General features: G+C 42.3%; 28 protein-coding genes and 1 tRNA gene. 8 read left to right on the forward strand and 21 right to left on the reverse strand.

Annotation, left to right across the window (positions count from 1 at the left end; translation table 11 throughout):
• The 3 genes from CJD30_RS03580 to CJD30_RS03590 are packed head-to-tail and all read right to left on the reverse strand — an operon-like array spanning position 1 to position 1863.
• On the reverse strand, positions 1-216 hold the full coding sequence (locus CJD30_RS03580; RefSeq protein ID WP_294916379.1) for a hypothetical protein: 216 nt from the start codon (positions 214-216) through the stop codon (positions 1-3).
• Between the two features lie 10 nt (positions 217-226).
• On the reverse strand, positions 227-1108 hold the full coding sequence (locus CJD30_RS03585) for a Mu-like prophage major head subunit gpT family protein (protein WP_294916381.1): 882 nt from the start codon (positions 1106-1108) through the stop codon (positions 227-229).
• Between the two features lie 2 nt (positions 1109-1110).
• Entirely contained in the window at positions 1111-1863 is a 753-nt protein-coding gene (locus CJD30_RS03590) for a phage protease (protein ID WP_294916383.1), read from the reverse strand.
• A 139-nt stretch (positions 1864-2002) separates the two neighbouring features.
• Here CJD30_RS03590 and CJD30_RS03595 point away from each other — a divergent pair, with 139 nt between their 5' ends.
• From CJD30_RS03595 to CJD30_RS03610, 4 genes are all read left to right on the forward strand, one after another.
• Complete coding sequence (locus tag CJD30_RS03595) at positions 2003-2494, forward strand: DUF1804 family protein (RefSeq protein ID WP_294916385.1); 492 nt, start codon at positions 2003-2005, stop codon at positions 2492-2494.
• A gap of 98 nt (positions 2495-2592) precedes the next feature.
• The gene (gene terL, locus CJD30_RS03600; RefSeq protein ID WP_294916388.1) at positions 2593-4122 is read left to right on the forward strand and encodes a phage terminase large subunit; all 1530 of its coding nucleotides are present in this window, start codon (positions 2593-2595) and stop codon (positions 4120-4122) included.
• Positions 4119-5543, forward strand: a complete 1425-nt coding sequence (locus CJD30_RS03605) for a DUF935 family protein (RefSeq protein ID WP_294916390.1) — start codon at positions 4119-4121, stop codon at positions 5541-5543. Before terL ends, CJD30_RS03605 begins: the two co-directional genes overlap by 4 nt.
• Complete coding sequence (locus CJD30_RS03610; RefSeq protein ID WP_294916392.1) at positions 5533-6822, forward strand: phage minor head protein; 1290 nt, start codon at positions 5533-5535, stop codon at positions 6820-6822. The genes CJD30_RS03605 and CJD30_RS03610 overlap by 11 nt, the downstream gene beginning before the upstream one ends.
• Here CJD30_RS03610 and CJD30_RS03615 read toward each other — a convergent pair.
• A tRNA-OTHER gene (locus CJD30_RS03615) sits at positions 6823-6887 on the reverse strand.
• Positions 6888-6938: 51 nt separating this feature from the next.
• Here CJD30_RS03615 and CJD30_RS03620 point away from each other — a divergent pair.
• A complete protein-coding gene (locus tag CJD30_RS03620) occupies positions 6939-7421 on the forward strand; it encodes a phage virion morphogenesis protein (RefSeq protein ID WP_294916394.1) in 483 nt (160 codons plus the stop codon).
• On the opposite strand, the gene CJD30_RS03625 is transcribed toward CJD30_RS03620, so the two are convergent.
• From CJD30_RS03625 to CJD30_RS03690, 14 genes are all read right to left on the reverse strand, one after another.
• Positions 7418-7606: a hypothetical protein gene (locus tag CJD30_RS03625; protein ID WP_294916396.1), complete on the reverse strand. Its 189-nt coding sequence runs from the start codon at positions 7604-7606 to the stop codon at positions 7418-7420. The genes CJD30_RS03620 and CJD30_RS03625 overlap by 4 nt on opposite strands.
• On the reverse strand, positions 7603-8007 hold the full coding sequence (locus CJD30_RS03630) for a phage protein GemA/Gp16 family protein (protein WP_294916398.1): 405 nt from the start codon (positions 8005-8007) through the stop codon (positions 7603-7605). The genes CJD30_RS03625 and CJD30_RS03630 overlap by 4 nt, the downstream gene beginning before the upstream one ends.
• Positions 8008-8148: 141 nt before the next feature.
• Positions 8149-9051: a hypothetical protein gene (locus CJD30_RS03635; RefSeq protein ID WP_294916400.1), complete on the reverse strand. Its 903-nt coding sequence runs from the start codon at positions 9049-9051 to the stop codon at positions 8149-8151.
• An 82-nt stretch (positions 9052-9133) separates the two neighbouring features.
• A complete protein-coding gene (locus CJD30_RS03640; RefSeq protein WP_294916402.1) occupies positions 9134-9328 on the reverse strand; it encodes a hypothetical protein in 195 nt (64 codons plus the stop codon).
• Positions 9328-9858 (reverse strand): hypothetical protein, encoded by a 531-nt coding sequence (locus CJD30_RS03645; RefSeq protein ID WP_294916405.1) that lies wholly within the window; start codon positions 9856-9858, stop codon positions 9328-9330. Before CJD30_RS03645 ends, CJD30_RS03640 begins: the two co-directional genes overlap by 1 nt.
• On the reverse strand, positions 9855-10094 hold the full coding sequence (locus CJD30_RS03650; RefSeq protein WP_294916407.1) for a Mu transposase C-terminal domain-containing protein: 240 nt from the start codon (positions 10092-10094) through the stop codon (positions 9855-9857). The genes CJD30_RS03645 and CJD30_RS03650 overlap by 4 nt, the downstream gene beginning before the upstream one ends.
• Positions 10091-10813: a DUF3164 family protein gene (locus tag CJD30_RS03655; RefSeq protein WP_294916409.1), complete on the reverse strand. Its 723-nt coding sequence runs from the start codon at positions 10811-10813 to the stop codon at positions 10091-10093. Before CJD30_RS03655 ends, CJD30_RS03650 begins: the two co-directional genes overlap by 4 nt.
• A 140-nt stretch (positions 10814-10953) precedes the next feature.
• Positions 10954-11208, reverse strand: coding sequence for a hypothetical protein (locus CJD30_RS03660; protein WP_294916411.1), 255 nt, complete (start codon positions 11206-11208; stop codon positions 10954-10956).
• Positions 11171-11356, reverse strand: coding sequence for a hypothetical protein (locus CJD30_RS03665; RefSeq protein ID WP_294916412.1), 186 nt, complete (start codon positions 11354-11356; stop codon positions 11171-11173). Before CJD30_RS03665 ends, CJD30_RS03660 begins: the two co-directional genes overlap by 38 nt.
• 112 nt (positions 11357-11468) lie before the next feature.
• Positions 11469-11792 (reverse strand): hypothetical protein, encoded by a 324-nt coding sequence (locus CJD30_RS03670; protein WP_294916414.1) that lies wholly within the window; start codon positions 11790-11792, stop codon positions 11469-11471.
• Positions 11740-12330, reverse strand: coding sequence for a hypothetical protein (locus tag CJD30_RS03675; protein ID WP_294916416.1), 591 nt, complete (start codon positions 12328-12330; stop codon positions 11740-11742). Before CJD30_RS03675 ends, CJD30_RS03670 begins: the two co-directional genes overlap by 53 nt.
• Entirely contained in the window at positions 12314-13027 is a 714-nt protein-coding gene (locus tag CJD30_RS03680; protein WP_294916418.1) for an AAA family ATPase, read from the reverse strand. The genes CJD30_RS03675 and CJD30_RS03680 overlap by 17 nt, the downstream gene beginning before the upstream one ends.
• A 69-nt stretch (positions 13028-13096) precedes the next feature.
• A complete protein-coding gene (locus CJD30_RS03685) occupies positions 13097-15265 on the reverse strand; it encodes a transposase family protein (protein WP_294916420.1) in 2169 nt (722 codons plus the stop codon).
• Positions 15266-15274: 9 nt separating this feature from the next.
• Complete coding sequence (locus CJD30_RS03690) at positions 15275-15646, reverse strand: hypothetical protein (RefSeq protein WP_294916422.1); 372 nt, start codon at positions 15644-15646, stop codon at positions 15275-15277.
• Between the two features lie 161 nt (positions 15647-15807).
• Between CJD30_RS03690 and CJD30_RS03695 the strand changes: the two genes are divergently transcribed.
• From CJD30_RS03695 to CJD30_RS03705, 3 genes are all read left to right on the forward strand, one after another.
• Positions 15808-16464 (forward strand): hypothetical protein, encoded by a 657-nt coding sequence (locus CJD30_RS03695; protein ID WP_294916424.1) that lies wholly within the window; start codon positions 15808-15810, stop codon positions 16462-16464.
• Positions 16465-16867: 403 nt separating this feature from the next.
• Complete coding sequence (locus tag CJD30_RS03700) at positions 16868-17482, forward strand: S24 family peptidase (protein ID WP_294916426.1); 615 nt, start codon at positions 16868-16870, stop codon at positions 17480-17482.
• Complete coding sequence (locus CJD30_RS03705; RefSeq protein ID WP_294916428.1) at positions 17482-17949, forward strand: hypothetical protein; 468 nt, start codon at positions 17482-17484, stop codon at positions 17947-17949. The genes CJD30_RS03700 and CJD30_RS03705 overlap by 1 nt, the downstream gene beginning before the upstream one ends.
• Positions 17950-18364: 415 nt before the next feature.
• Here CJD30_RS03705 and CJD30_RS03710 read toward each other — a convergent pair whose 3' ends face one another.
• The 3 genes from CJD30_RS03710 to dbpA are packed head-to-tail and all read right to left on the reverse strand — an operon-like array spanning position 18365 to position 20796.
• Positions 18365-18937, reverse strand: a complete 573-nt coding sequence (locus CJD30_RS03710) for a hypothetical protein (protein WP_294916430.1) — start codon at positions 18935-18937, stop codon at positions 18365-18367.
• Complete coding sequence (locus CJD30_RS03715) at positions 18912-19400, reverse strand: PAS domain-containing protein (RefSeq protein ID WP_294916431.1); 489 nt, start codon at positions 19398-19400, stop codon at positions 18912-18914. Before CJD30_RS03715 ends, CJD30_RS03710 begins: the two co-directional genes overlap by 26 nt.
• Before the next feature lie 43 nt (positions 19401-19443).
• Positions 19444-20796, reverse strand: coding sequence for an ATP-dependent RNA helicase DbpA (gene dbpA / locus CJD30_RS03720; protein WP_294916433.1), 1353 nt, complete (start codon positions 20794-20796; stop codon positions 19444-19446).
• Positions 20797-20838: the final 42 nt, after the last annotated feature.

A 20838-nucleotide genomic window follows, 5' to 3' on the forward strand; every position in this document is an offset into this window, starting at 1 on the left:
TCAGCCTTGATGTTTTTCTCGAAGTAGTCGAGCTGCTTCACGATTAGTCATCGGTTTTACTTCCGAATCAATCACCGGTTCCTCTTCGACTGTCGGTACTTCATCGGATGTTTCAGTCTCAACCGTCGAAAGGTTTTCTTCCGGAGGGGTCGTATCTGTTACCGGTTCCTCTTCGACTGTCGGTACTTCAGGTTTTGGAGTTTTATTTCTTGCCATAATTTACTCCTTACGCTACGGTTCCGGTAGATTTATGAGCGAGCTGCCATAAACCGTATCCGGCATTACAACGGCTATCTACACCGTAACGGAACTTGTCACGCATAAAGACGTTTTCATCGTCTTCTTTATCCATCGCGACGAACTTGATCTCTTTGTTTTTTTGGAGGATCGTCGGCTTGATCGGACGGCTGTTATCAACGATATACCAAGCATTCGGATCGGTAAGCCAATCAGCTACAAGATATTCCATCAACCCTTTGGAAGTATTAGACTCTCCATTTGCAAGGAAATCTTTAGTCAAGATGTCGATTGCCACTTGCTCCAGCTCAGGTGGAACGATCAGCAACGTAGGACGAATACGGAGCGGTTTTCCGGTATCGGTAGTGATACCGCGCATCTCTGCACGTGCTGCAAGCAATGACGCATTAGCCAGTTTCTTATTACTAAGATTACTGAATGCAACTCCACCTACATCATGATCAACCGCAAAGAATGCTTTGCCGTCATAACATACGCCATTACTTTCAAGAAGACCGAATGTAAGCTCGTCATAATGCTCTACAGCTTCGGATGCCATCATTTGAATACGAGGCTTAACGATACCGAGGTTATCGTAGGTAATATCATCTGCATCCACTTCGATAGTTGCTTCAAACTTTTTACCGATGATTTGGTACGTATATGCACTCAAATCTTTGAGAACACGATCACCTACCCATTCACGCATACGCGGAAAATCTCCGAGCCATGCGTAGTCCACCGTTTTTGTGCTGGCAATGACTTCCGTTGCGATTTTGCTTTGATCACCGGATACGGTAGTAAGTTGATCAGTAAAGATTTTTGAAAAACCTTTATTGATGGCTTGTAAATTGGTACGATTAATAATCATGGTTACTCCTTAATCCCAAGTTGGGCATAAACTGATTTAGTAGCTTCGTCTTCTTCTTGAGCGTTAGCTTCAACACCGGTGCGACCTGTCAAATGTTTTGTGCTGGTTTTATTCAATTCCAAGAATTGATCCAATGCCGCACCTTCCAACGTCATAGCGAACTCTTTCGCATTTGGAAGAAGCTCACCGGCTGCAATACGCGCATCGATGGTTTGGGCTTTTAGTTTTTGGTTAGCTTCTTTAAGCTGCTCGCTCAAAGTAGCTACTTTTGCATTCAATTCGACATTGGTGTTTTTTGTCGTATTCAACTCTTTTAGGAGTTCCTCTTTTTCCATACTTTCATCCTCATCTTTTTTATTTAATGCTGTATTGAGCAGGTTTGGCGTATTGACAAGACCTACACTGTCCAATCCGATTACACGGCGGTTATCGCCCATCACATAGACTGGAGACAAATAACGATAAAAACGTTTATCTAGGCATTCAGTACCGAGTTCATTCGGTTCAAGTTCAGCATAGATGCCGTCGGCTCGTTCTTCGAACTTTGTATAATCAAACCATCCAGCCGCACGCTCGAAGCTGTGATTCTCATCGAGTGGAATATGCAGTCCGTTAGCCATAATTGACGCTATCAGCTCTGCTGCATCAATCACGTACGATCTGCCATCCAACCCAACGACTTGACCTACCGGAGATACTTTTACTTTATCTCCAGCCTTGTAGTTAAGTTCTAATGGTTTACCTTCGAGTTTCACAGCTCCTCCAGTGTTGAATTATTGAAGTCGGCAGTATGGCGCAACCCCTAGAGCAAAATCACTCTATATACAGACAGGTGGAGTGACCGAAATTTTCTTTGGGGGTACACTGCGATTTATTCTTTAATAAAGGGACGCGATGGCTCCTAAAATTAGTCGTGAGATTGCGCGAAGTATGTTTGTAGAGGGTTTGGCTGTATCCGATATAGCAACGACCTACGGTGTTACTGAAGCGGCGATCTATTATCACAAGAACCAAGATTTAAAAGAGGGGATCGATTGGGAATCTCTCAAGCTCGCTAAAAGCCGTGATGCTAAAAATATCGATATTAAAGAAAATGAGTTTTTAAATACTCTGATCTCCAGCTTCGAAAAAGATCTCAAAAAACTCGAAGAGATTGAAAACCCTGCAGAGCGACTAGGTATCCTCTCTGATTATGCTAAAACCTACTACCGTCTCAAAGCCCCTGTTAAAACCGATTGTAAAACCCAAGTCTCTACGGCAATTACTCAGACGATTACCGTTGTTGCGAATATCGCTCTTGAGCTAAAACATACCGATGTTGTTAATTTTCTCTCCGAGCACTCTGATCGAATAATTACCGAGACTTTCAAACATGTTAAGAAATAAGCCCCTAGAAGCGTTTTTAACCCCTTTAGGCTATGTCGGTATAGGTTTGGGTGTTATCGTGCGAGTTAAACGGGAGTTAAACACATTAGGTGGCGTTTATGAATGAAGAGATAGAAAAATTAAAATCATATTTAAAAACTCTTCCGGCACTTGCTGATTCAGATCGTAAAAACAGGATTGATCGAGCCACGAATGATTACCGTTATTTTGTGCAGACGTACTTTCCGCATCACATTGATTTTCAAACCGAAGAAACCAGTGTATTTCGTAACTTTGTCTATGATGATCTCCCCGACCTTATAGAGAGATGGAGGCTGATTGAACTTGAAGCCTATCGCGGTGCGGCAAAGACGACCGTAACCACACGTCTTATGACCCTATGGGTAATGGTAACGCTTCGCAAACGCTACGGGATTATCATCTCCAGTACCAACGATGTAGTTGTAGAGACGATGGAAACGTTCAAGGCAGAGCTGGAAGATAATGCGCGGTTGATCGCTGACTTTGATATTCGCATCGGAACTCCGTGGACGGATCATGAGATTGTATTTTATATCGGCGATGAAGCAGTTAAGATCAGAGCCTATGGTGCAGGTAAAAAGATCAGGGGTTCCAACTTTTTAGGACGTCGCCCCGATTGGATTGCTATCGATGACATCGAGAACGATGAAAACGTCGAGAGTAAAAACCAACGAGATAAGCTATACCGATGGTTCGTTAAAGCAATCCTAAAACTTCCATCTCGGAAAAGTAAAACACATACTTTCCTAATTGTTGGTACTCGCTTACATCATGATTCACTATTAGCCCGCATCTCAAAGCGTGCAGATTGTTTCCATCGCAACTTCCCATTAGTTATTCAGTGGCCATCACGACTCGATGAACTTACGAAAGAAAATATATCACTTGATATTGTTGGCGATGCAGTGATCGATGATCCTGATATTGATTTACTAACTGTATTTTTAGACTTTTTAGAGGATCGGGAAAGCTTTTTCTCTGAAATGCAAAATCAGCCAACTAGTATAGATGGATTAACATTTGGGCAATACACAACGTTTTCAGAATGGCCTCATGTTGACTCTTGGAGTATTGGAGTTGATCCCGCCCTTGGTAAAACAAAAGGGGACTACTTCGGATTAGCAGCACTCGGATATGTAAAGGCGGAAAAACGTTATTACGCACGGGTACAGGGTTATAAAATCAAACCTGAGAAAATGATCCCGCTAATTATTGAATTGTTTGTCGCATTGCGTGCGGATGGAGTCCCCGTCAAGATTGCCATAGAGACTCAGCAATTCCAAGAGTTTTTTAAAGATACGATGAAAACAAAATCAGCAGAAATGGGGATACCTTTACCTGTCGTAGAAATAAATAACAGAGCCGCCAAAGAACTGCGTATTGACTCATTGTCTCCCTATGTATCTGATGGAACAATACCTATCGATGAGCGAAGTCATTTACTCATCGAAGAGCTTAATACATATCCAAAACCTCCGCATGATGACTGCTTGGATGCTCTCGAAATGGCGTTTAGGATTGCGTCACGTGCTGCCGGATTAGATATGAAAGCCGTTGAACGTGTACAAAAAACATTTAGATTAACCCCGAAAGGACGCTTCGAATGAAAAAAGATGATAAGGCAAAACAAGCCCCGATTTTCTTGGAGATCGATCAACAATCTGCTCTCCCAAAGATCAACATAAAAACCGTATTGGCAGCAATAGCGAATGAAGACATTACTGAACTGATCCCAGTCTATACCGCATTTTTAAAACGGGATCTTCATCTATCCGCTGAAATGATAAAGCGCAGGGGTCAGATCGTTTCCATTCCATACCTGATCAAGTGTGATGATCCAAAGACTAAAGAGATACTTGATGGATATCTTGGCTCTATTGATTTTAGTGCGTTATTGATGGATCTTTCAACGGCGATACCGTATGGCTTCTCATGCATCGATATGGTTTACAGTGCAGTTGATGGAGTCTTTGCTCCGTATGAGTTCCATCTTATTCATCAACGCTACTTCGAATACGAACGCCGAACACGCTTGCTGACGTTTCGTGAGAGTTCTATCGTAAAGACCGATCCGAGTGCAAACAGTGATAAGTTCATTCTGCACTATCATAAAAGCGACGGAGGAGAGCTGGTCGATTATGGGATCATGGGGCAGATCATCTTTACCGCGCTATTAAAACACGCTACCATCAACGCCAATATGCAGTATTTCGATACGCTTGGAGTTCCTCCGGTTATCGTAAAGATTGATTCCTCCAGCGACGATGAACTCAAAAGCATTCTCAATCAGGTCATGAGCCTGCGTTCAAACTCAATCGGACTGTTCCCGCAAAACGCGGTTGTCGATCTGCTTGAAGGTAAAGCCTCTAAAACTGAGTTCCTTGATTTTATTCGCTATTGCGACAGTGTAATGAGCCACTACATCATTGGAGCTACGCTTTCAGGAGGAAAAGATCAGACGGGCAGCTTCGCACTTGGAAAGGTTCATGATGAACGTCGTAAAGACATCATGCGCCTTGATGCACGGTTACTTCAAAAACCGATCAATGATCTGCTCAAACGGATACTTGCACTCAATACACCGACTCCAAAGCCTTTTACTTTTGTATTCGATATCGGAGACGAAACAGATGAGAAGCTGCTCTCTGAGGTGTATAAGAACTTATCCGATGCAGGGTATGACATACCACCTGAGCATATCGGAAAAATGTTCTCTATCGAGGGAGTTACGCGTAAATCGGATGCATCTGCCCCAAAAGCTCAAAACACGAAAGAGAAGAACTCTACCGCTCCAGCACCGTTTCGTATCGAAGATCAAGCCGCTGCCGTTGATACAAAATCTATCGAGCGTAACATCAAGGCTCAGATGGAGGGTATTTTAGAGAGTGCTTCGGATTATGAAGAGGCGATTGCTTTGCTGATCGAAGCATTTCCTGATATGAGTTTTGATGATCTCTCCGGAGAGCTTGGAGAGCTAATTGCCAAAGGTCTTATAATCGGAGCTGCGGAGGTTGCAAGTGGTGGATGAAACCCTGCTGCATCATACGTTTTCTCTGCCTCCCAAGAAAGCAATCGATTACCTATCCCAAAAAGGGTATGCGCTTTCATTCAACTATGATGAGATCATGCATGAATCGCATCATACCGCGTTCACCGTTGCTAAGGTAACTCGCCTTGATCTATTGAGCGACATTCATAAGAGCCTATTGGATGCGATGCAAAACGGTACTTCATTCAAAGACTGGAAACAAAACCTTACCCCGACGCTTGTCAAATACGGATGGTATGGAGATACAACCGTTACTGATCCGCGTACAGGTGAGACGAAAGAGATCTATGTCGGATCACGCCGTTTACGGACGATCTTTGATACCAATATGCAAGTGGCTTATTCCGCAGGTCGTCATCGTGAGATGATGGATCTTGTCGATTCGGTGTACTGGAGATACGTAACGCGGGATGATGGAAAAGTGCGCCATTCTCATGCGCTGCTGCATGGAATGATACGCCATCGTGACGATCCGGTATGGAAAAAGATATACCCTCTTAATGATTGGCATTGCCGATGCAAAGTCCAAGCTTACAGTATGGAAGATATTACTTCACGAGGATGGAAGATCATAGATCAGAGTACTCCTCTTCCCGATGGGTTTCAAGTACATCCCGATTGGGCATACGATGTCGGAGCCATGTCGAAATACAGTGCCGAGAACGCTTATTGGCAAAAGGTTTCTTCGATCACCTGCAAAGAACCGAACGCCAAAGTAAGAACCGTTCTATGCCCGTTTGCGGATGCAGTCAATGCCGGTTATCGTGATGATATGAGAAAGCTGCTCCCGAATGCTCAGGAGTGGAGTGCTTTTATTGATCGCGCACTGGATACATCGATTAAACGGCATGAAGAGATGCGCCTTGGATATCTTAGTTTCATTGCTCCGTTAGCCTCATTTTTGGCTGAACTGAAACCGCAAAGCGATTTGATCCTTGCTGATACCGGAACCGTTCGAAACCTAAAATCAAAGGGTGCGGAAAGTGTCAGCAAACTGAAAAAACATACCGAGGATATTAAGAACACTTTTCAAACCGAGGATATACGGACTCTGATTGAAAAAATAGATACTCCGGATGCAGCATATTATGATGGAAAGCTGATCTTGGTCTATTCATTGTCTGATAGTGCTAAGTTGGTTATTGGATTGGATATCGGGGATAAAAACAGGATATATCACACACTTTACAGTGGACAGCTTTATGAGGATGATACTAGTTTGGAGTTAGCTTTACGTGGAAAGAAGAAGATATTTTGAGTAAGCGAGCCGGACTCGAACCGACGACCGAACTTAATCTGTTTTACCGCTAAACCTATCGCCTACCCAATGTTTAATTATACATCAAAAGTTAAACGTTTTACAAGGAGATTTCTATGATTGAAGTTACCGGAATTGAAGCCATACAAGCCAAACTATCAGAGCTAAAGACGTTGGGTCAAGATTCAGAACCGATCATGCATGAGATCGGAAACAAGATCAAAAATCGTATTGAGCAAAACTTTGAAGAGCAGGGGTACTATGGTCAGAAGTGGGCACCGTTAAAAGACCCATCATCGGGATATAGTGGGAAGAGGAAAGGGAAGAGCGGTAAGGAGTTAAAGTCGTTTATGGATCATATCTCAAGCCGCAAGATATTGATTCGTACCGGATTGCTGTCAAAATTTACAGTACAGGCTTCAAGTGATGAGGTTACAGTTGGAACAAATGCTTGGTATGGGGTATTTCCGCAGAATGGGACAAAGAAGATGGTGGCGCGTCGATTCATGCCTATTGATAATAATGGCAATATCGATCCGCTTATGGGAGGGGAGATTGAAGCATATTTAGCAAGCAAGATCAAGAAGATTATTGATTAATCTTCCTGCTTTGAATCCTCATGAACTGCTTTTGCATAATCTTTCCAATAATCATCGAATTTGATCGCTTCGATAGTTTGGAATGTCTTTTTACACTTATTACATTTGCGAAACCGCTCATTTTCAGTACCTTTAACCGTACCTATAACTCGTGTTCTTTCATTGGCGCAGTAAGGACATATCATTTCATTTTCTCCAATGATAAAATCACCTTTTGAGCTTCATTAAACTCTAGTTTATTCGGTGACTCATACTCTTTTTTAATGATCCGTTTGCAAAAACTTAGCAGTGCCGTATCGCTTTTATCCCGTGCTTTGGCTTCCCATATCTGCATGATCTTCCACACCTGTGCAGGCGTTGATTGCTTCGGGGTAAACGTCGGTAGCGACTCGCATTTCATATTCAAATAATTAACTAGGATGATCAGCTCCGATACACTCAGTGCAACTGATGAATCTTTACCGAATGCTCCCATGAGCATCTCGACATATTGCTCACGTTCATTGCGATAGTATTGTTGGTACCGTATCGAGGTATGTACTTGTTTGATAAGTGCTGCATGAGCGTTTTTTTGCTTGGTTGTCATGATGGAGTCCTTCTTAAATGACTTCGTTTTGAGGAGATGTACCACATAGACCACTTAACCACTACCACACGCATACCACTCACAAAGTGGCTAAAATAGGAGCTTTTATAGTGGTTATGGTTATGTGGTACGTGTGGTAGACTAGAGGATAAAGTAGAGTTTGAGTTTGCCTTTGCCGTCTTTGATTTCCCAAAAGCGACCTGCATATTTCGATAAATTGATTCGGGCGAGTTTATCGTCTTTGGCTTTGCCGATATCGGCAAGGAGTTGGCTCTGACCGATACCATCAGGATTCTTTTTCAGTACCTCTTTGATCGAGTCGATAAATGATTGCTCTTCCGGTCGGATCATCGCTTGATCATACGCAACGATACTCAGCTCATAAGTGCTTTTATTCAGATGGAATGCCGAGTTCTCAACATGGAACCGTCCCGCTTCGACATCGAGTAAGAAGAGAGCCTTTTCAACAGTACCGCTACCTTGACGCATAAAGTACACATTGTCAGCAGCCGACTTAAATACTCCAGCTCCCTGATAGTTTTTCTCGTTCTTATTCGTATGATGCAGTAGGATAACAGTCGCTCCGGCATTGCGTAATCGCTTCATGGCGTTCATGAAGCTTTTAGCCATCGCTTCGTTCTGTACATCCCTCACAAAATCGGTGATTGAGTCGAAGAAGAAGATGTAATCCCGATAAGCATCACCTACCGCACCCTCAACGAGAAGCTTTAAAACCTCATGCGAAGTCATAGCAGCCGTTTCAGGGTGAACATAATCGAGACGCTCCAGCAACTCCTCTATGATCTTTGAAGCTCCACGCTCTTTCAGAGCAGAGAGCGGATTGTCAAAGTCGAAATACTGAATAATCTTGTCAGTATTTTTATAAAGGTATTTCGTCAATCCGAGACTGAATACACTCTTCCCCTGTTTAGGTGGGGCAAAGTAGATTGTGATCGCTTGCTCGACCAAGAAGTTATCGATGATATAGTTAACTTCATGATTAAAATGTTCGGACTTCAGTCCTTGACCGCGAAATGGATTCATTTTTTTTACCTTTTGAATTTAAAATGCAAGTTGACTCAATCGCCCCCATTAAAATGGAGGCTGTTAAATCCACGTCATTGTTTTAATCAATATGATCAATTAATTTTCGAAGCTCTTCAACTTCGCTTTCAATGTCATACAATATTGCATCAGCTTCATCATTAGAAAGTTCAGCATCGCCATAATTAACATCATGGAAATATTCTTCAAGTCGTTCAGCCTGTCTCTTTAAATCAGTTGCTTTTCTCCAAATTTCATTTTCATCAACCTTTACCATCACCCACCACCAAACGTCAACTCACTAAACCGACATAAAAACATCAGTCTTGCATGTTCGGCAGAAAGAGGCTTGATGATACCGTCATGCTCAAACCCATCCAGTCCCCAATCATCTATGTCACCATAGAAATGTAATGCTTCAGCATACAGAGCCTTGTTATCAGCGATGTGGATCTCTTCATGATCGAACGTCACAGCGAACCGTTGTTCGATCACACTCTGAAGCTTCAACTCCAAATCTTTGTACTGTGGCAGCATACGTTTAGCAGGTCGGACGATGTCGCTCAGATACGCTTCACTGGCATCATGCAGCAGTGCAGCGAGAGCCAAGTGTTCCGGTACCATATTTGACACCATAACGCTATGCTGCGCTACACTGTAGAATTTATTGATATGCCCGCCGAAACGACAGATATTTGACAGAGCATGAGCAATGTCCGTAATATCAAACATTTCAGGCTGTAGATCATCATAAACGATCTTTTTACCGCTGATCGTTGTCATAAAGTTTCCGCTTGTATCCTTCATGAAAGCTCTCCGATACTCTCCACATCACCAATTTCTATCACGCAGATTTCATCATCGAACATCGTATAAATACGAAAGCACTCTTTTTCGGTATCGACATCGATCTCCAAATCGAGTTTAACGTCGCTGCCCTCATACCCATGTAACTCTTCATGCTCATATCGCTGATTGTTGAACGTTACCCCACCATTTACCACTTCACGGATGATTGGTGAGTAGGAAGGTACTGCACTCATGCTGCACTTCCTGATTTTTTTAGCGGCAATGAAGCCATGTCGAGCACGATAGTATTCAACTCTCCGGATACACCTTCATGACGTTTACGGAATCGGATATAACTCTTCGTCCCTGCAATCTCAGTAGCTGCATCAATCATTGCCATAGCTTGAACCCATTTTGGATGGGTAATATCGTATGATTTTAGACCGATGATCTGTTTCGCGTCTACCTTCCCGTTCTTGACTTCGAAGGCTCGCATGATCAGCGTTTGAATCTCAGGATCGGAGTGCTCTGTTTTCTCAGTCAGGTACTCATCGATCTTCTCTTTTGCCAGTGCGAGCTTTTGATCGAATGCAAACACGTTGGCGACTTGGATAATCACCTCTTTAGTGCCGTTGAAGTTCCGCAGCGTAACTGAACCGAGTTTTGATCCCTCGGTACGATCCATTCCGTAGTTTTGACGAAGCAGCTCGACGAATGAATAACACGTTTCAAATGCTTTGGTTTTAAAATCGATCAGCTGCTCTTGCATACTCTTAGCTTCATCGACCAGTTTCTCAACTGTCTCATCTTCGAGCTTTTTATCCACTGCGATTAGATCGGGATGTACCCACTTACCTTGCTTATCTTCCCAGTGCCCACTTTCATTAGTTTTCGGCATAATTTTCTCCCAATATACAAAGCCGTACAGCGTAGCTACCGCGACACGCACTTTTTTCTTTATCCTAAGTCCCATCGGAACCACCTAATTTTTATTGGAGTCCTCCATCAGACCGCCCGTCGGCGATCTTGAGAAACACTCTTCACTCTTTGGTTATGTCTTTGATCAAATACGGCTCAATTACACCTCCTATTTCGATATCGACTATGCATTCTTTAAAACAGCAACTTCATAGGGTCAAGCCCCGTACGTGCACATAGTTTTAATACGTCGATATAAAGTGTTTTTTGTACCCTTTTTTTTACGCATCCAAGATGATTCTTAGGCAGTCTCAATATTCCTTCTATATCAGCATCAAATACCATTCTCCCACCGTTATTCCGACTTACAATATCTTTGATCCTATCGATGATTTCATCGTGAGACGCAAACTCATCCACCGCTTTCATCGCCTTGCTCCGGTTCGACATCATCTAGTTTATAAGGCTCTACCACTCCACTAATTTCTACATCTACCCAAATATCACCTTTGAATTCACGAATGCGGGTAACGATCCCTCGAAACAGTCCTACTCTGACCCACTGCTTCTCTTTGATCCCTTTTTTATTTTCACTCATCCCGTTACTCCCATCGTTAGATCAATCACCGTTCCGCCTAAACCGATGATGATCAAAGCGATCAACCATGCATAGGCATGTACCTTTTTCTTTTCCCAAATGTAAACTTGTTTCATCCTCTTCCTCCCATCGTGCAGGTCGCACATTGTTCTTTTACTTCCCGATACAGCCGATCAGGATGCACCTTATTCATCATCGCCCACTCTCGGTACCGTTCGCACGTTTGTGGATGGATAGCTCCAAGCGTAGGACACTGTGTATCGGTCGAATCCAAATGACCGTAAGCCAAGCGGATCATCTCCAGTATCGGTTCGGGGTTTGGATAGGTACCGTTTAGCGTTTGATTGATCGTCGTTGCGCTGCGGGCTATCGATTTGGCGACTTTACGCTGACCGTACAGATTGCAGGCTTTCTTCAAGAGTTCTAATGAGTCCATCGCGTTTCTCCTTATTGATGGCATAGGTACGTCGTTCTTCTCGTATCTTTGATGAACGTGGCAATCGCTCCATGATCCCATCCTCAGCAAACTCATTCAAATAGCGAAATGTCTTAGCTGAGTAGGGGTGCATATTGGCGATAACGGCGATTTGTTCGCGGAACATAGTTTTGTGCCGCATGGCGTAGAGCAGGGTGAGACGATCAGTGATTTGCATGGGATCACTTCCATCGAGGATGAACTCCTCTTTGGTATTTTTGTCCTTGACAATATCGCATGGCTTTTTGAGTATGATTGGAGACTTCGGACCGGTATTTTTGAGCAGGCGATACCTACGATCTATAAACTCATCCGATCCGGTTTCTAGTTCGATGTATCCGGAGAGTTCGAGAGCACGAAAGATCGGCATGAGAAAGTCCCTTTTCACATCCAATACCATCATCATATCTTCGACGATAAATACCCCTTTGCGCCGTATATAATCCCACACTTTTTGCTTTGACGTTACCCGTGATTCGAATCTATTCTCCCAATCCATGTTTTAGTCCTGCTGTATGAAACTGTTTAAGATCCACCGTATCGTGATCGTTGATTTCGCACCACTCTTCGATCCGTTCCATTAGTGTTTTAATGTGTCGTAGGTTCGGGAAGTACTCGAGGAAGTACATGATCAAATCATCTGCTATTTTGACAGTGTATCTGTCGCAAAACTTTCGAATATCGACCTCGGTTACGGGTTGAAAGTGAATAAAGTCCGATATACGGCTGTTATAGTGCTCTTGCTTCGCAAATTTGCCTTTTGCCTGCTCCATACCGACAAATAAGACGATGATAGCTGTTTCATCGTAGATGTCGCGTATCAGTTCAAGTATTGGATTGTTCCGATCATCGAGCAGGTGATCCACCTCGTCTATGATCAGGATACGCGGGCGACGGTTAAGTGATTTGAGCACTTCGAGGTACAAAGCATGAGCGGTTCTACCCGTAATGTCTCCGATGATGTCGCCCAAATCGATGAGAAACGCTTTTTTAGTCCATGTTTTTCGGCAGCGCATCAGTATCGCGTTCTCTTTCGAGGCGATCCGATCCAGTGCGTTGGTTTTACCCAACCCATACTTTCCATAAGCGATGCCTATCCGTGGTGCATCCTTTGGCAAACGTTTTAGTCGTTGCACTCCCTCGGATAATCGGTTATAATTATCCGTTTCGACAAAACTTTTCACGTATTCACTCATAATAGCTCCTTGTGTGTTATAGTCCTTGATCCCGCAAAGACTCGAACACGCAGCGGGTTATCCGCTACGCTATCCAATCTTCTTACTTTCTATATCTTTGAGTGCCATTTCGTACTCTTCCGGTGATTTGTCCGCCAGCCTTTGAGATGATTCATCCCATCGGTCGTTTTCTATATCCCATACGAGACGCTCGCGTCTGCTCTTAAATGCCGGTCGTCCGCTCGGCAATAGTTTCTCTCCCTCCATATTCATAATATTCGATGATTCCAATGCCTTAGCATCCGAAGCGGCAAAGGCTTTCATACCGTCTTGAACCGCACGGATCACCTCGGTACTCTTTGCTACCGCAAACGTTGTCGGAAGCGACGGAGCTATTTTGGTGGCGGCAGCTTCGATACGGTCACGGATCGTTGGATCAACTCTTCGGCTCAGTGCCTCCCATTGCTCCATAACCCGCGCAAACTCTTTGGCTATCCGTTTGGACATCCGTTTTCCGTCGGCAAATTCTGCCCTCGATTTTCCGGTGTACATCGTATCTTCAGCGACACATATAGGCTCATGATTCATCTTGTAAACAGTGACGTATCCCATATCCGGAGTCGTCATAACCCGCACATGATCTCCCACATGCTTCGCCAGTTCATTATGAACATACTCTGCACCGTCAAGCTTGATCCCTTTTTTACCGACTTTACGAACAAAGCTCTCAGCGAGCAAGATGTCGAGCATCATCGGATCTGCAATACCTTTGACCGGTATCGCCTGCTCTTTGAATTTCTCAATCGGTTTTTTATCCAAGCTTCCGTGCTTTTTCTGCTCATAGATATGCTCGACCCAATCGTCAATCACACTCTGGAGCTGCTCGGCAGAGATAGGGATCTTCAAGTCCACTCCGACGTTATCTTTTTTGATAGCCAGTTTGGATACAAAGTCCTCTTTCTCTGCCTTTTTCGCTTCCTCTCTCCATGCAGCTTGAGACTCGATCTTATGCTGAAACCCTCGGCGTGATTGGATGGCGGATCGCTCCGCCACCGAGTGACCGATATATCCTTCCAACTCTTCGAAAAGCTCGCGGGTTAATGTTCCGAACATCCGCTCAATATGCGGTTTTTGATCACCGCTAAACGGTTCGACTGGGATAGAGGTGATACCTAGGTTGTAACAGATCGATTTGAAGTGCTCCGATTGGTAGTCCTTACCGTTATCGATCACGACGTTCTCAGGCAATCCCATCTTTAGGATCGCTTTGCGAAGCAGCCGAGCAATGCTGTAGCTGCTTGATCGCTCATCCACCCAAAACGTCACCCGTCGGCTGTAAATATCGATCATACCGATAATCGCATACCGTTTACCGTCCGCGCATATGATGTCCGCAGGGGTAGAGTCTAGCTCCCAATAATGATTCGGAAACTTCGCTTTCTCTGATAGAGAACCGAACGCTGCCATGTAGCTGTTTTTCCACTTATCCGCGTTTTGAGCGAACGCATAGAATGAATGGTTCTTGACCTTCCATCGGTTGAGGAAGTTGTTGAGCACATCGTAACTGCACATGGCATCGCCGTACTTATGGAGCATATTTTGATAGATGGCGGAGACGCGGAGCGGGTTATCGCGTCGGACGAACATCCGAAGAGCGGTATCTTGCATCTCCTCGCTCATGGCAACCGATCCCTCTGCACGACCTCGTGTATCGAGCAGTGCTACCAATGGACTTTCGCCCGATTGTTTTGCTTCTTGGGCGAGCTTTTTCCATCGAAAAAGCTTCGTTTCGTTGGGTTTGATCTCATCGAATCGACTCTCTAGTGTCGATAAGTACTCTTTCGCGCTAACCCTGCGATCACGAGCCTCATATCCGCTTACCAACTCCATCTTTAGGATCGCTTTTGATTTCTGATCCGGTGATGCATTGAGATACGGCTTCATATCCGGAGCGATTACCACTACGTCCACCGCATCTTTTTTGAGTTTTGAATTAGAAATGACAGTATTTCTCGCTTCATTTTCAAGCAAAATACCGGCATCGTCATATAGATCAACATCATCTATACTGATCCCGCCCGTTATCGCTTCGTTCAGCTGCTCTTCGGTGATTCCGATTAGGAGCTTCTTACCGCCACGACCTGTGCCTTTTATAGCAATATAGGTATACTTATTTGTACCACGATCAAGTGCTCTTCGGATGGTTTTATACTCCACACCAAAAAGCACCGATGCAACCTTAGTTTCTATATAGTACATGGCGTCCACCTACGCCGCATTCTCTTCGAGATTGTCGAGCGGGTAGGTCGGTGAGTTCTGATAGTCGATGCCGAGTTCATCCATCGCTTTACGAAGATGGCGACCCGTTGATCCGGTGAGTTTGTTGCTCATATTGAGATAGCTGTTAAAGATCGTATCGATCTTCGGATCAGGTGATACAAACCCATCTTCATCATCACCGATAAAACCGCTGATAACGAGAAATCCTTTTGGTCGAAGTCCATGCTTATTCCAAAGCTGACGGGTGATGTATTCGCGATGAAGCTTACGCTGTGCCTGCTCAATTGTTAGCTCTTTGCCATTTGCTTTAGCTTCGGCTAGGGTAGCCATGATCATTTGCATTTGTTCGATTGCATCCATAATGTTTCCTTTTAAAAGATGGGGTAAAAGTGGGATATACCCACACCGAAGTACTTGCGCATAAACACTTTGGTATGAATATAAATAAAACATGTGAAGTGAAACGCCCTTATGGGTTATAATTTGTTGCGGAAACCAAACTAAAAGGCGCTTCAATTCAAATGCAAGAGGAAAAAATGAAAGAAAAATCACTCGAAGTGACGAATTATGAGGCTAATCTAAAACTACATTATGAAGCTAAACGTAAAGAGTTAGACATATTGCTTACTTCATCGATGCCTACGCAACTATCTACGATAAAGACATTATTGTGGATGAATATTGTAATGATAGGTTTGATGATGCAGATTTTTAGATCAATACCATTAACTACTATTGCAAAAGGCTTTTTTCTTCTATCCATAGTATCAATTTGTATTACACTCGCTGCAATGTTGATTAAACGTGTAAAGAGCTATGGAGTAATTGATGACATAGAATATGCTTCTAAACTGCATGATAATGAGTGGACAGTATCTAAAGGACTTGCAGATATGCTGTCTGCAGCTCATAATTCTATTATGGATAACAGGGACGTAATAGTGCAACGAGCAAAGCTAATGCATATTGCTACATGGATTACCCTTTTTTCTATCCTGTTTTTGTGTTTAAGCGTATGGTTCCGCCCAATTCAAAATGAGGATATACAGATGGCTGATGAAAAGACTCAAAAACCAATTCCTTCACCGATAACTCCGGAAGTTGGAAAATTACATGAAAACTCTGTTAAAAGACCACAAGAGGCTCCAAAACCGAAACCTTCAGAACAAAAGAAGTAGGCTTTACCTACTTCACCCATCATCAAATAACCACAGTGACATAATCACCAAAAAACAGAACCAATCTATATCAAGTTCTATCATATTGTCTCCAATACTTTGATGATCTCCCCGAAGGGGGATCATTCAAGTATTCTCCGCATCCCCTCCATCCCCTGAAGATACGGTTGGCGCAAAGCCATTTCATTAACATCGGGTTACCCCGGATTCATACGGTCGTGAATACGAATCAATACATCAATAATCACGCCTTAAATATCAACCACTTATTAACGATAGTGTATAATTGACACCAAAGGCGAACAGAGCCAAAAAAACAATATGGAATGTTTTTGGCTTAGGGCATTATATAGTCATTTGACAATGCTTGTCAAGTCGTATGACAACAAAATAAAGGTGTTTTGTGGAAAAATCTGAAAAATTAGCCTATAAAAAAGAAATTTTAGAAGAGATGAAAGAGTATTTCAATGTATCAAGCATTGAACAGGTTGCCGTATTATTGGGATTTAGTGAGGCTACAGCAAGTACATGGAGATCAAGAGGTGCTTCAGACAATGCGATTGCAAAATTTGAGCTAATAAGGTCAAACGACAATGCTAATGTTGATCCGAATTTACTCAAAATTAATAGAGTAGCGCTAAAAGCATCAGCAGGAAGCGGAAATCACCTTGAGTCTATTGATAAATTTGACGTAGTTGAGACCATGACAATATCTAGGTCACTACTCAAAACGCAACCAAACGGTACATTACGCCTTATAGGTGTGGATGGTTATAGTATGGTACCGATGCTTTATCCTGATTCACTCGTTCTTTTTGATGAGCATCCTGAGTGGCGTGGAGACGGTCTCTATATTCTCAACTGGAGGAATGAACTCATGGTGAAACTATTACAGATTGATCCGCATGGGAAACTTCATATTAAAAGTGTAAATAAAGATTATGAGAGCTGGGTGATTGATCCAGATGATCAGAGTGTATTCCATATTGTTGGAAAAGTTTTACGTGTGATTATCTAATGTTCGGATTTCAAGAAGATAAAGAGACGGATATATTACATAAACAAGCTACTGTTTTTTCAAAAAATGGTGATCTTGACAGTGCAATACTAACTTTATATCGTGTAAAAGAAAGAATGCTCATTTCAAATGTTTTTTATACAATAGACCAATGGACTAGACTACCTAAGTTTCTTCAAAAAGCTGGTAAATTTAATGATGCGATTATAGAGCTTAACTTTTTAATTGAAGATGTTGAACGAAGACATTTCCATTATGGAAAAGGACTTTCAAAAGATGATATTAAAAAATCAATTAATTATGATTTATATGGAATATATCATGCGATGTCACTGATTTATAAAAGAGAAAAATTATTTCAAGAATCTGAAGAGTATGAAAAAAAAGCCCAAAAGTTTTATATGCTTTTTAGTAAACAGCTAAAAGTTATTTTAAAAAAACAACATGAAAAATTCATAAATAAATAAGTTTGATTTTAAAATTATACTTTGTCGCTTAGTATGGTTATAAAAGTGTCGCTTAGTATATGTCGCTTAGTGTCGCTTTGTTGTGTCGCTTAGTCACAACTTTACCACACACTACTATAGATAAAAATGTCCATAACCCTATGTCCATAACTGTCCATTAGTTGTGTCCATTAGTCACAACTTTACCACACCGCGTAAATCCGTTTAAATCCCCGTATAGTCGTTAATCCATGATTTTACTTGATTGTGCGTTTTGTGCAGTTTATGGTGTTTTGAATGGTATTTTTAGAGCACTAAATAGAATCTATAAATTTGTAAAACAAAATCTATAAAATTGTAAAAAAGATTTAAAAATGAAACACAAGTGATTTAGGCTTGTAAACGCCTATTTTTAGGGATTTTCGCTCTTTTTGAATCACTCTCTTTTTATACTATTCCTCACATCTTGGATAACTTCAAGACCTCCGCCGACACCCGAACCGATTTTTCCAAGGGTACTGTTAAGTACTGATTTTTGTATATGCTCATAATTGGAGTGCATAGAATTAATTGCCTTATTGACAAAGGCACTTGCTTCTTTATATTCCCCTTGTAACCCTTGGATGTTGATACGTCGATAGAATTCGTCACGACTTGCAGCTTCTACGCTAGCACGAATTTCACGAATGAAAACTTCTGTTTGATCGAGCATATTGTTAGTATTCCAACAAAGATCGTTTAGTTCTCCATGGTCATTGATTTTCGTAATACGACTCTCCAATTGACCCGCTTCAGCTTGTTTGATAACCGCTGCAACTTCGTGAATGGTTTTTTGAGCTTCTCTAATATTGATAAAAACAAACCATGCAAGGGCAAAGTTTGCAATATTCAAAATACGGATCCAACTCCAGCCATACTCAACAATCTCGATAATGAGAGCTATGACGAATAACACGATAGAGATAATATTCGCATATTGGACTTTAGATAGAGAGGATAAATTCGTCATAGGACAATCCTTTGTCTTTTAAAATTTGATTGAGAGCTGTTTCTGAAGCAGCGATACCGCCTCGTTTTTCATGTTGCAGCAATGTAGAATAAAGCGGCTTGATAATATTTAACGCTTTTTCAGAAGGTTTGCGGCGTACAGAATGGAAGTTCGTTATATTACGGTTTCCATCAAAAGAGGGCGTGACATGAGCAAATACCCAATAATAATCTCCATCTTTTGTCTTGTTTTTCACGTAGGCAAAGATCTCTTTTCCTTCTTTGATACGATTCCACAAAAGTTTAAAGACAACTGCGGGCATATCTTCATGCCGTAGAATATTATGAGGTTGTCCAAGCAACTCGAATTCATCGTATCCCGACATTTTGATAAACAATGCGTTACCATAGGTGATTTTACTGTTTAAATCAGTTTTTGAAACAATAAACTCTTCCGCTCCAAATGTTAGCTCTTGATTCGCCATCATATTCTCCATTGCTATAATAAAAAATCATAAACTCTTTGTATCAGTCTAACAGCCATTTCCTGAATATTTTCCCTTTAATAGGCCGATTCACAAATTTAACAAAATTCTTTTCGGCAGTGTTACGAGAAATCGCAACATAGCTGAGATGATCAAGCTGATCGATTTTTCCAATCTCCTCTTTGGTTAATCCGCATTCATGAATCAAAGCTCCGACAATATCTCCTGCCCGCAGTTTTTCTTTTTTTCCTGCATCGATACATATTGTACGCATCGGTGTCTGAAGCAGGGAAGGATTTTTGATATGCGGTAGTTCTACAGGGGTTATGGCTCGGTTGAGTTCATCAAACCGTTCCATTTGGTAGTGGGTAACGAGGGTAATGGCCAACCCTTCTTTGCCTGCACGTCCGGTACGTCCGATACGATGAATGTAACGCTCAGATTGAATCGGCACGTCAAAATTGATAATGGCATCGAGCCCTTCGATATCGATACCACGCCCTGCAATATCCGTAGCTACAAGAATTGGAGCACTGAGATTGCGAAATTGAATAATGGCTTCATTGCGATCAAATTGTTCCATATCGCCATGTAGTGTCAGAGTGTGAATTCCAACACGGTTAAGATCATCGCAGAGTGCATTTGCATCAACTTTCGTATTGCAAAAAATGATCGTATTCGTAATACTATGATGATGTAACACTTGCGCAATAGCACTGAGTTTATCATTACACAGATACGCTATTTCTTCGATTTTCGGTTTATCGATTGTATTTGCAGTCCGAACGAGTACAGGGTCACGCATAAATGCCGAGGTGATGGTGTCAACGGAATCCGGAAAAGTTGCTGAAAACAGAAGCGTTTGTCGGGTAGCAGGTATGAAATTTAAAATGGCACTGATGTCTTCAATAAATCCCATATCAATCATTTGATCAGCTTCATCCAGTACAACTTGTTTGATGGTTGAGGGATCGAACGTTTCCATTTGAAGAAGTTTTAGAACACGGCCTGGGGTACCGACAATAATATGTGCACCGTGTTTTAGAGAGTGAATCTGTCCTTTCATCGGGACACCTCCGCACAACGTCAATACTTTTATATTTCCTATCTCAGATGCAATGGAACGGATTACTGTGGCCACTTGTTCAGCAAGTTCGCGAGTAGGGCATAATATGAGTGACTGTGTTCCAAACATGCGAGGATTGAGCTGTTCCAATGTTCCAAGGGCAAATGCCAATGTTTTTCCGCTTCCTGTAGAAGCTTGGGCGATGCAATCTTTTTTATCCAGAATAATGGGAAGGGTGCCGGACTGGACAGGTGTCATTGTGGTGAAATTGAGTCGGAAAAGGGCTTTTTTGAGTTGGGAACATAACGGTAACGTATCGAATGAAGACATTGTGCTGCTTTTGTAGTAAAGATAAGAGATTATAGCACAGAT

The sequence above is a fragment of the Sulfuricurvum sp. PD_MW2 genome (genome assembly GCF_002633015.1).
Lineage (GTDB): Bacteria > Campylobacterota > Campylobacteria > Campylobacterales > Sulfurimonadaceae > Sulfuricurvum.

What these genes read in the sequence shown, in the direction of transcription:
- CJD30_RS03580 (WP_294916379.1), bottom strand. Translation starts at nt 216, where the DNA reads ATGGCAAGAAATAAAACTCCAAAACCTGAAGTACCGACAGTCGAAGAG.
- CJD30_RS03585 (WP_294916381.1), bottom strand. Translation starts at nt 1,108, where the DNA reads ATGATTATTAATCGTACCAATTTACAAGCCATCAATAAAGGTTTTTCA.
- CJD30_RS03595 (WP_294916385.1), top strand. Translation starts at nt 2,003, where the DNA reads ATGGCTCCTAAAATTAGTCGTGAGATTGCGCGAAGTATGTTTGTAGAG.
- terL (WP_294916388.1), top strand. Translation starts at nt 2,593, where the DNA reads ATGAATGAAGAGATAGAAAAATTAAAATCATATTTAAAAACTCTTCCG.
- CJD30_RS03605 (WP_294916390.1), top strand. Translation starts at nt 4,119, where the DNA reads ATGAAAAAAGATGATAAGGCAAAACAAGCCCCGATTTTCTTGGAGATC.
- CJD30_RS03620 (WP_294916394.1), top strand. Translation starts at nt 6,939, where the DNA reads ATGATTGAAGTTACCGGAATTGAAGCCATACAAGCCAAACTATCAGAG.
- CJD30_RS03625 (WP_294916396.1), bottom strand. Translation starts at nt 7,606, where the DNA reads ATGATATGTCCTTACTGCGCCAATGAAAGAACACGAGTTATAGGTACG.
- CJD30_RS03630 (WP_294916398.1), bottom strand. Translation starts at nt 8,007, where the DNA reads ATGACAACCAAGCAAAAAAACGCTCATGCAGCACTTATCAAACAAGTA.
- CJD30_RS03635 (WP_294916400.1), bottom strand. Translation starts at nt 9,051, where the DNA reads ATGAATCCATTTCGCGGTCAAGGACTGAAGTCCGAACATTTTAATCAT.
- CJD30_RS03640 (WP_294916402.1), bottom strand. Translation starts at nt 9,328, where the DNA reads ATGGTAAAGGTTGATGAAAATGAAATTTGGAGAAAAGCAACTGATTTA.
- CJD30_RS03645 (WP_294916405.1), bottom strand. Translation starts at nt 9,858, where the DNA reads ATGAAGGATACAAGCGGAAACTTTATGACAACGATCAGCGGTAAAAAG.
- CJD30_RS03650 (WP_294916407.1), bottom strand. Translation starts at nt 10,094, where the DNA reads ATGAGTGCAGTACCTTCCTACTCACCAATCATCCGTGAAGTGGTAAAT.
- CJD30_RS03655 (WP_294916409.1), bottom strand. Translation starts at nt 10,813, where the DNA reads ATGGGACTTAGGATAAAGAAAAAAGTGCGTGTCGCGGTAGCTACGCTG.
- CJD30_RS03660 (WP_294916411.1), bottom strand. Translation starts at nt 11,208, where the DNA reads ATGTCGAACCGGAGCAAGGCGATGAAAGCGGTGGATGAGTTTGCGTCT.
- CJD30_RS03665 (WP_294916412.1), bottom strand. Translation starts at nt 11,356, where the DNA reads ATGAGTGAAAATAAAAAAGGGATCAAAGAGAAGCAGTGGGTCAGAGTA.
- CJD30_RS03670 (WP_294916414.1), bottom strand. Translation starts at nt 11,792, where the DNA reads ATGGACTCATTAGAACTCTTGAAGAAAGCCTGCAATCTGTACGGTCAG.
- CJD30_RS03675 (WP_294916416.1), bottom strand. Translation starts at nt 12,330, where the DNA reads ATGGATTGGGAGAATAGATTCGAATCACGGGTAACGTCAAAGCAAAAA.
- CJD30_RS03680 (WP_294916418.1), bottom strand. Translation starts at nt 13,027, where the DNA reads ATGAGTGAATACGTGAAAAGTTTTGTCGAAACGGATAATTATAACCGA.
- CJD30_RS03685 (WP_294916420.1), bottom strand. Translation starts at nt 15,265, where the DNA reads ATGTACTATATAGAAACTAAGGTTGCATCGGTGCTTTTTGGTGTGGAG.
- CJD30_RS03690 (WP_294916422.1), bottom strand. Translation starts at nt 15,646, where the DNA reads ATGGATGCAATCGAACAAATGCAAATGATCATGGCTACCCTAGCCGAA.
- CJD30_RS03695 (WP_294916424.1), top strand. Translation starts at nt 15,808, where the DNA reads ATGCAAGAGGAAAAAATGAAAGAAAAATCACTCGAAGTGACGAATTAT.
- CJD30_RS03705 (WP_294916428.1), top strand. Translation starts at nt 17,482, where the DNA reads ATGTTCGGATTTCAAGAAGATAAAGAGACGGATATATTACATAAACAA.
- CJD30_RS03710 (WP_294916430.1), bottom strand. Translation starts at nt 18,937, where the DNA reads ATGACGAATTTATCCTCTCTATCTAAAGTCCAATATGCGAATATTATC.
- CJD30_RS03715 (WP_294916431.1), bottom strand. Translation starts at nt 19,400, where the DNA reads ATGGCGAATCAAGAGCTAACATTTGGAGCGGAAGAGTTTATTGTTTCA.
- dbpA (WP_294916433.1), bottom strand. Translation starts at nt 20,796, where the DNA reads ATGTCTTCATTCGATACGTTACCGTTATGTTCCCAACTCAAAAAAGCC.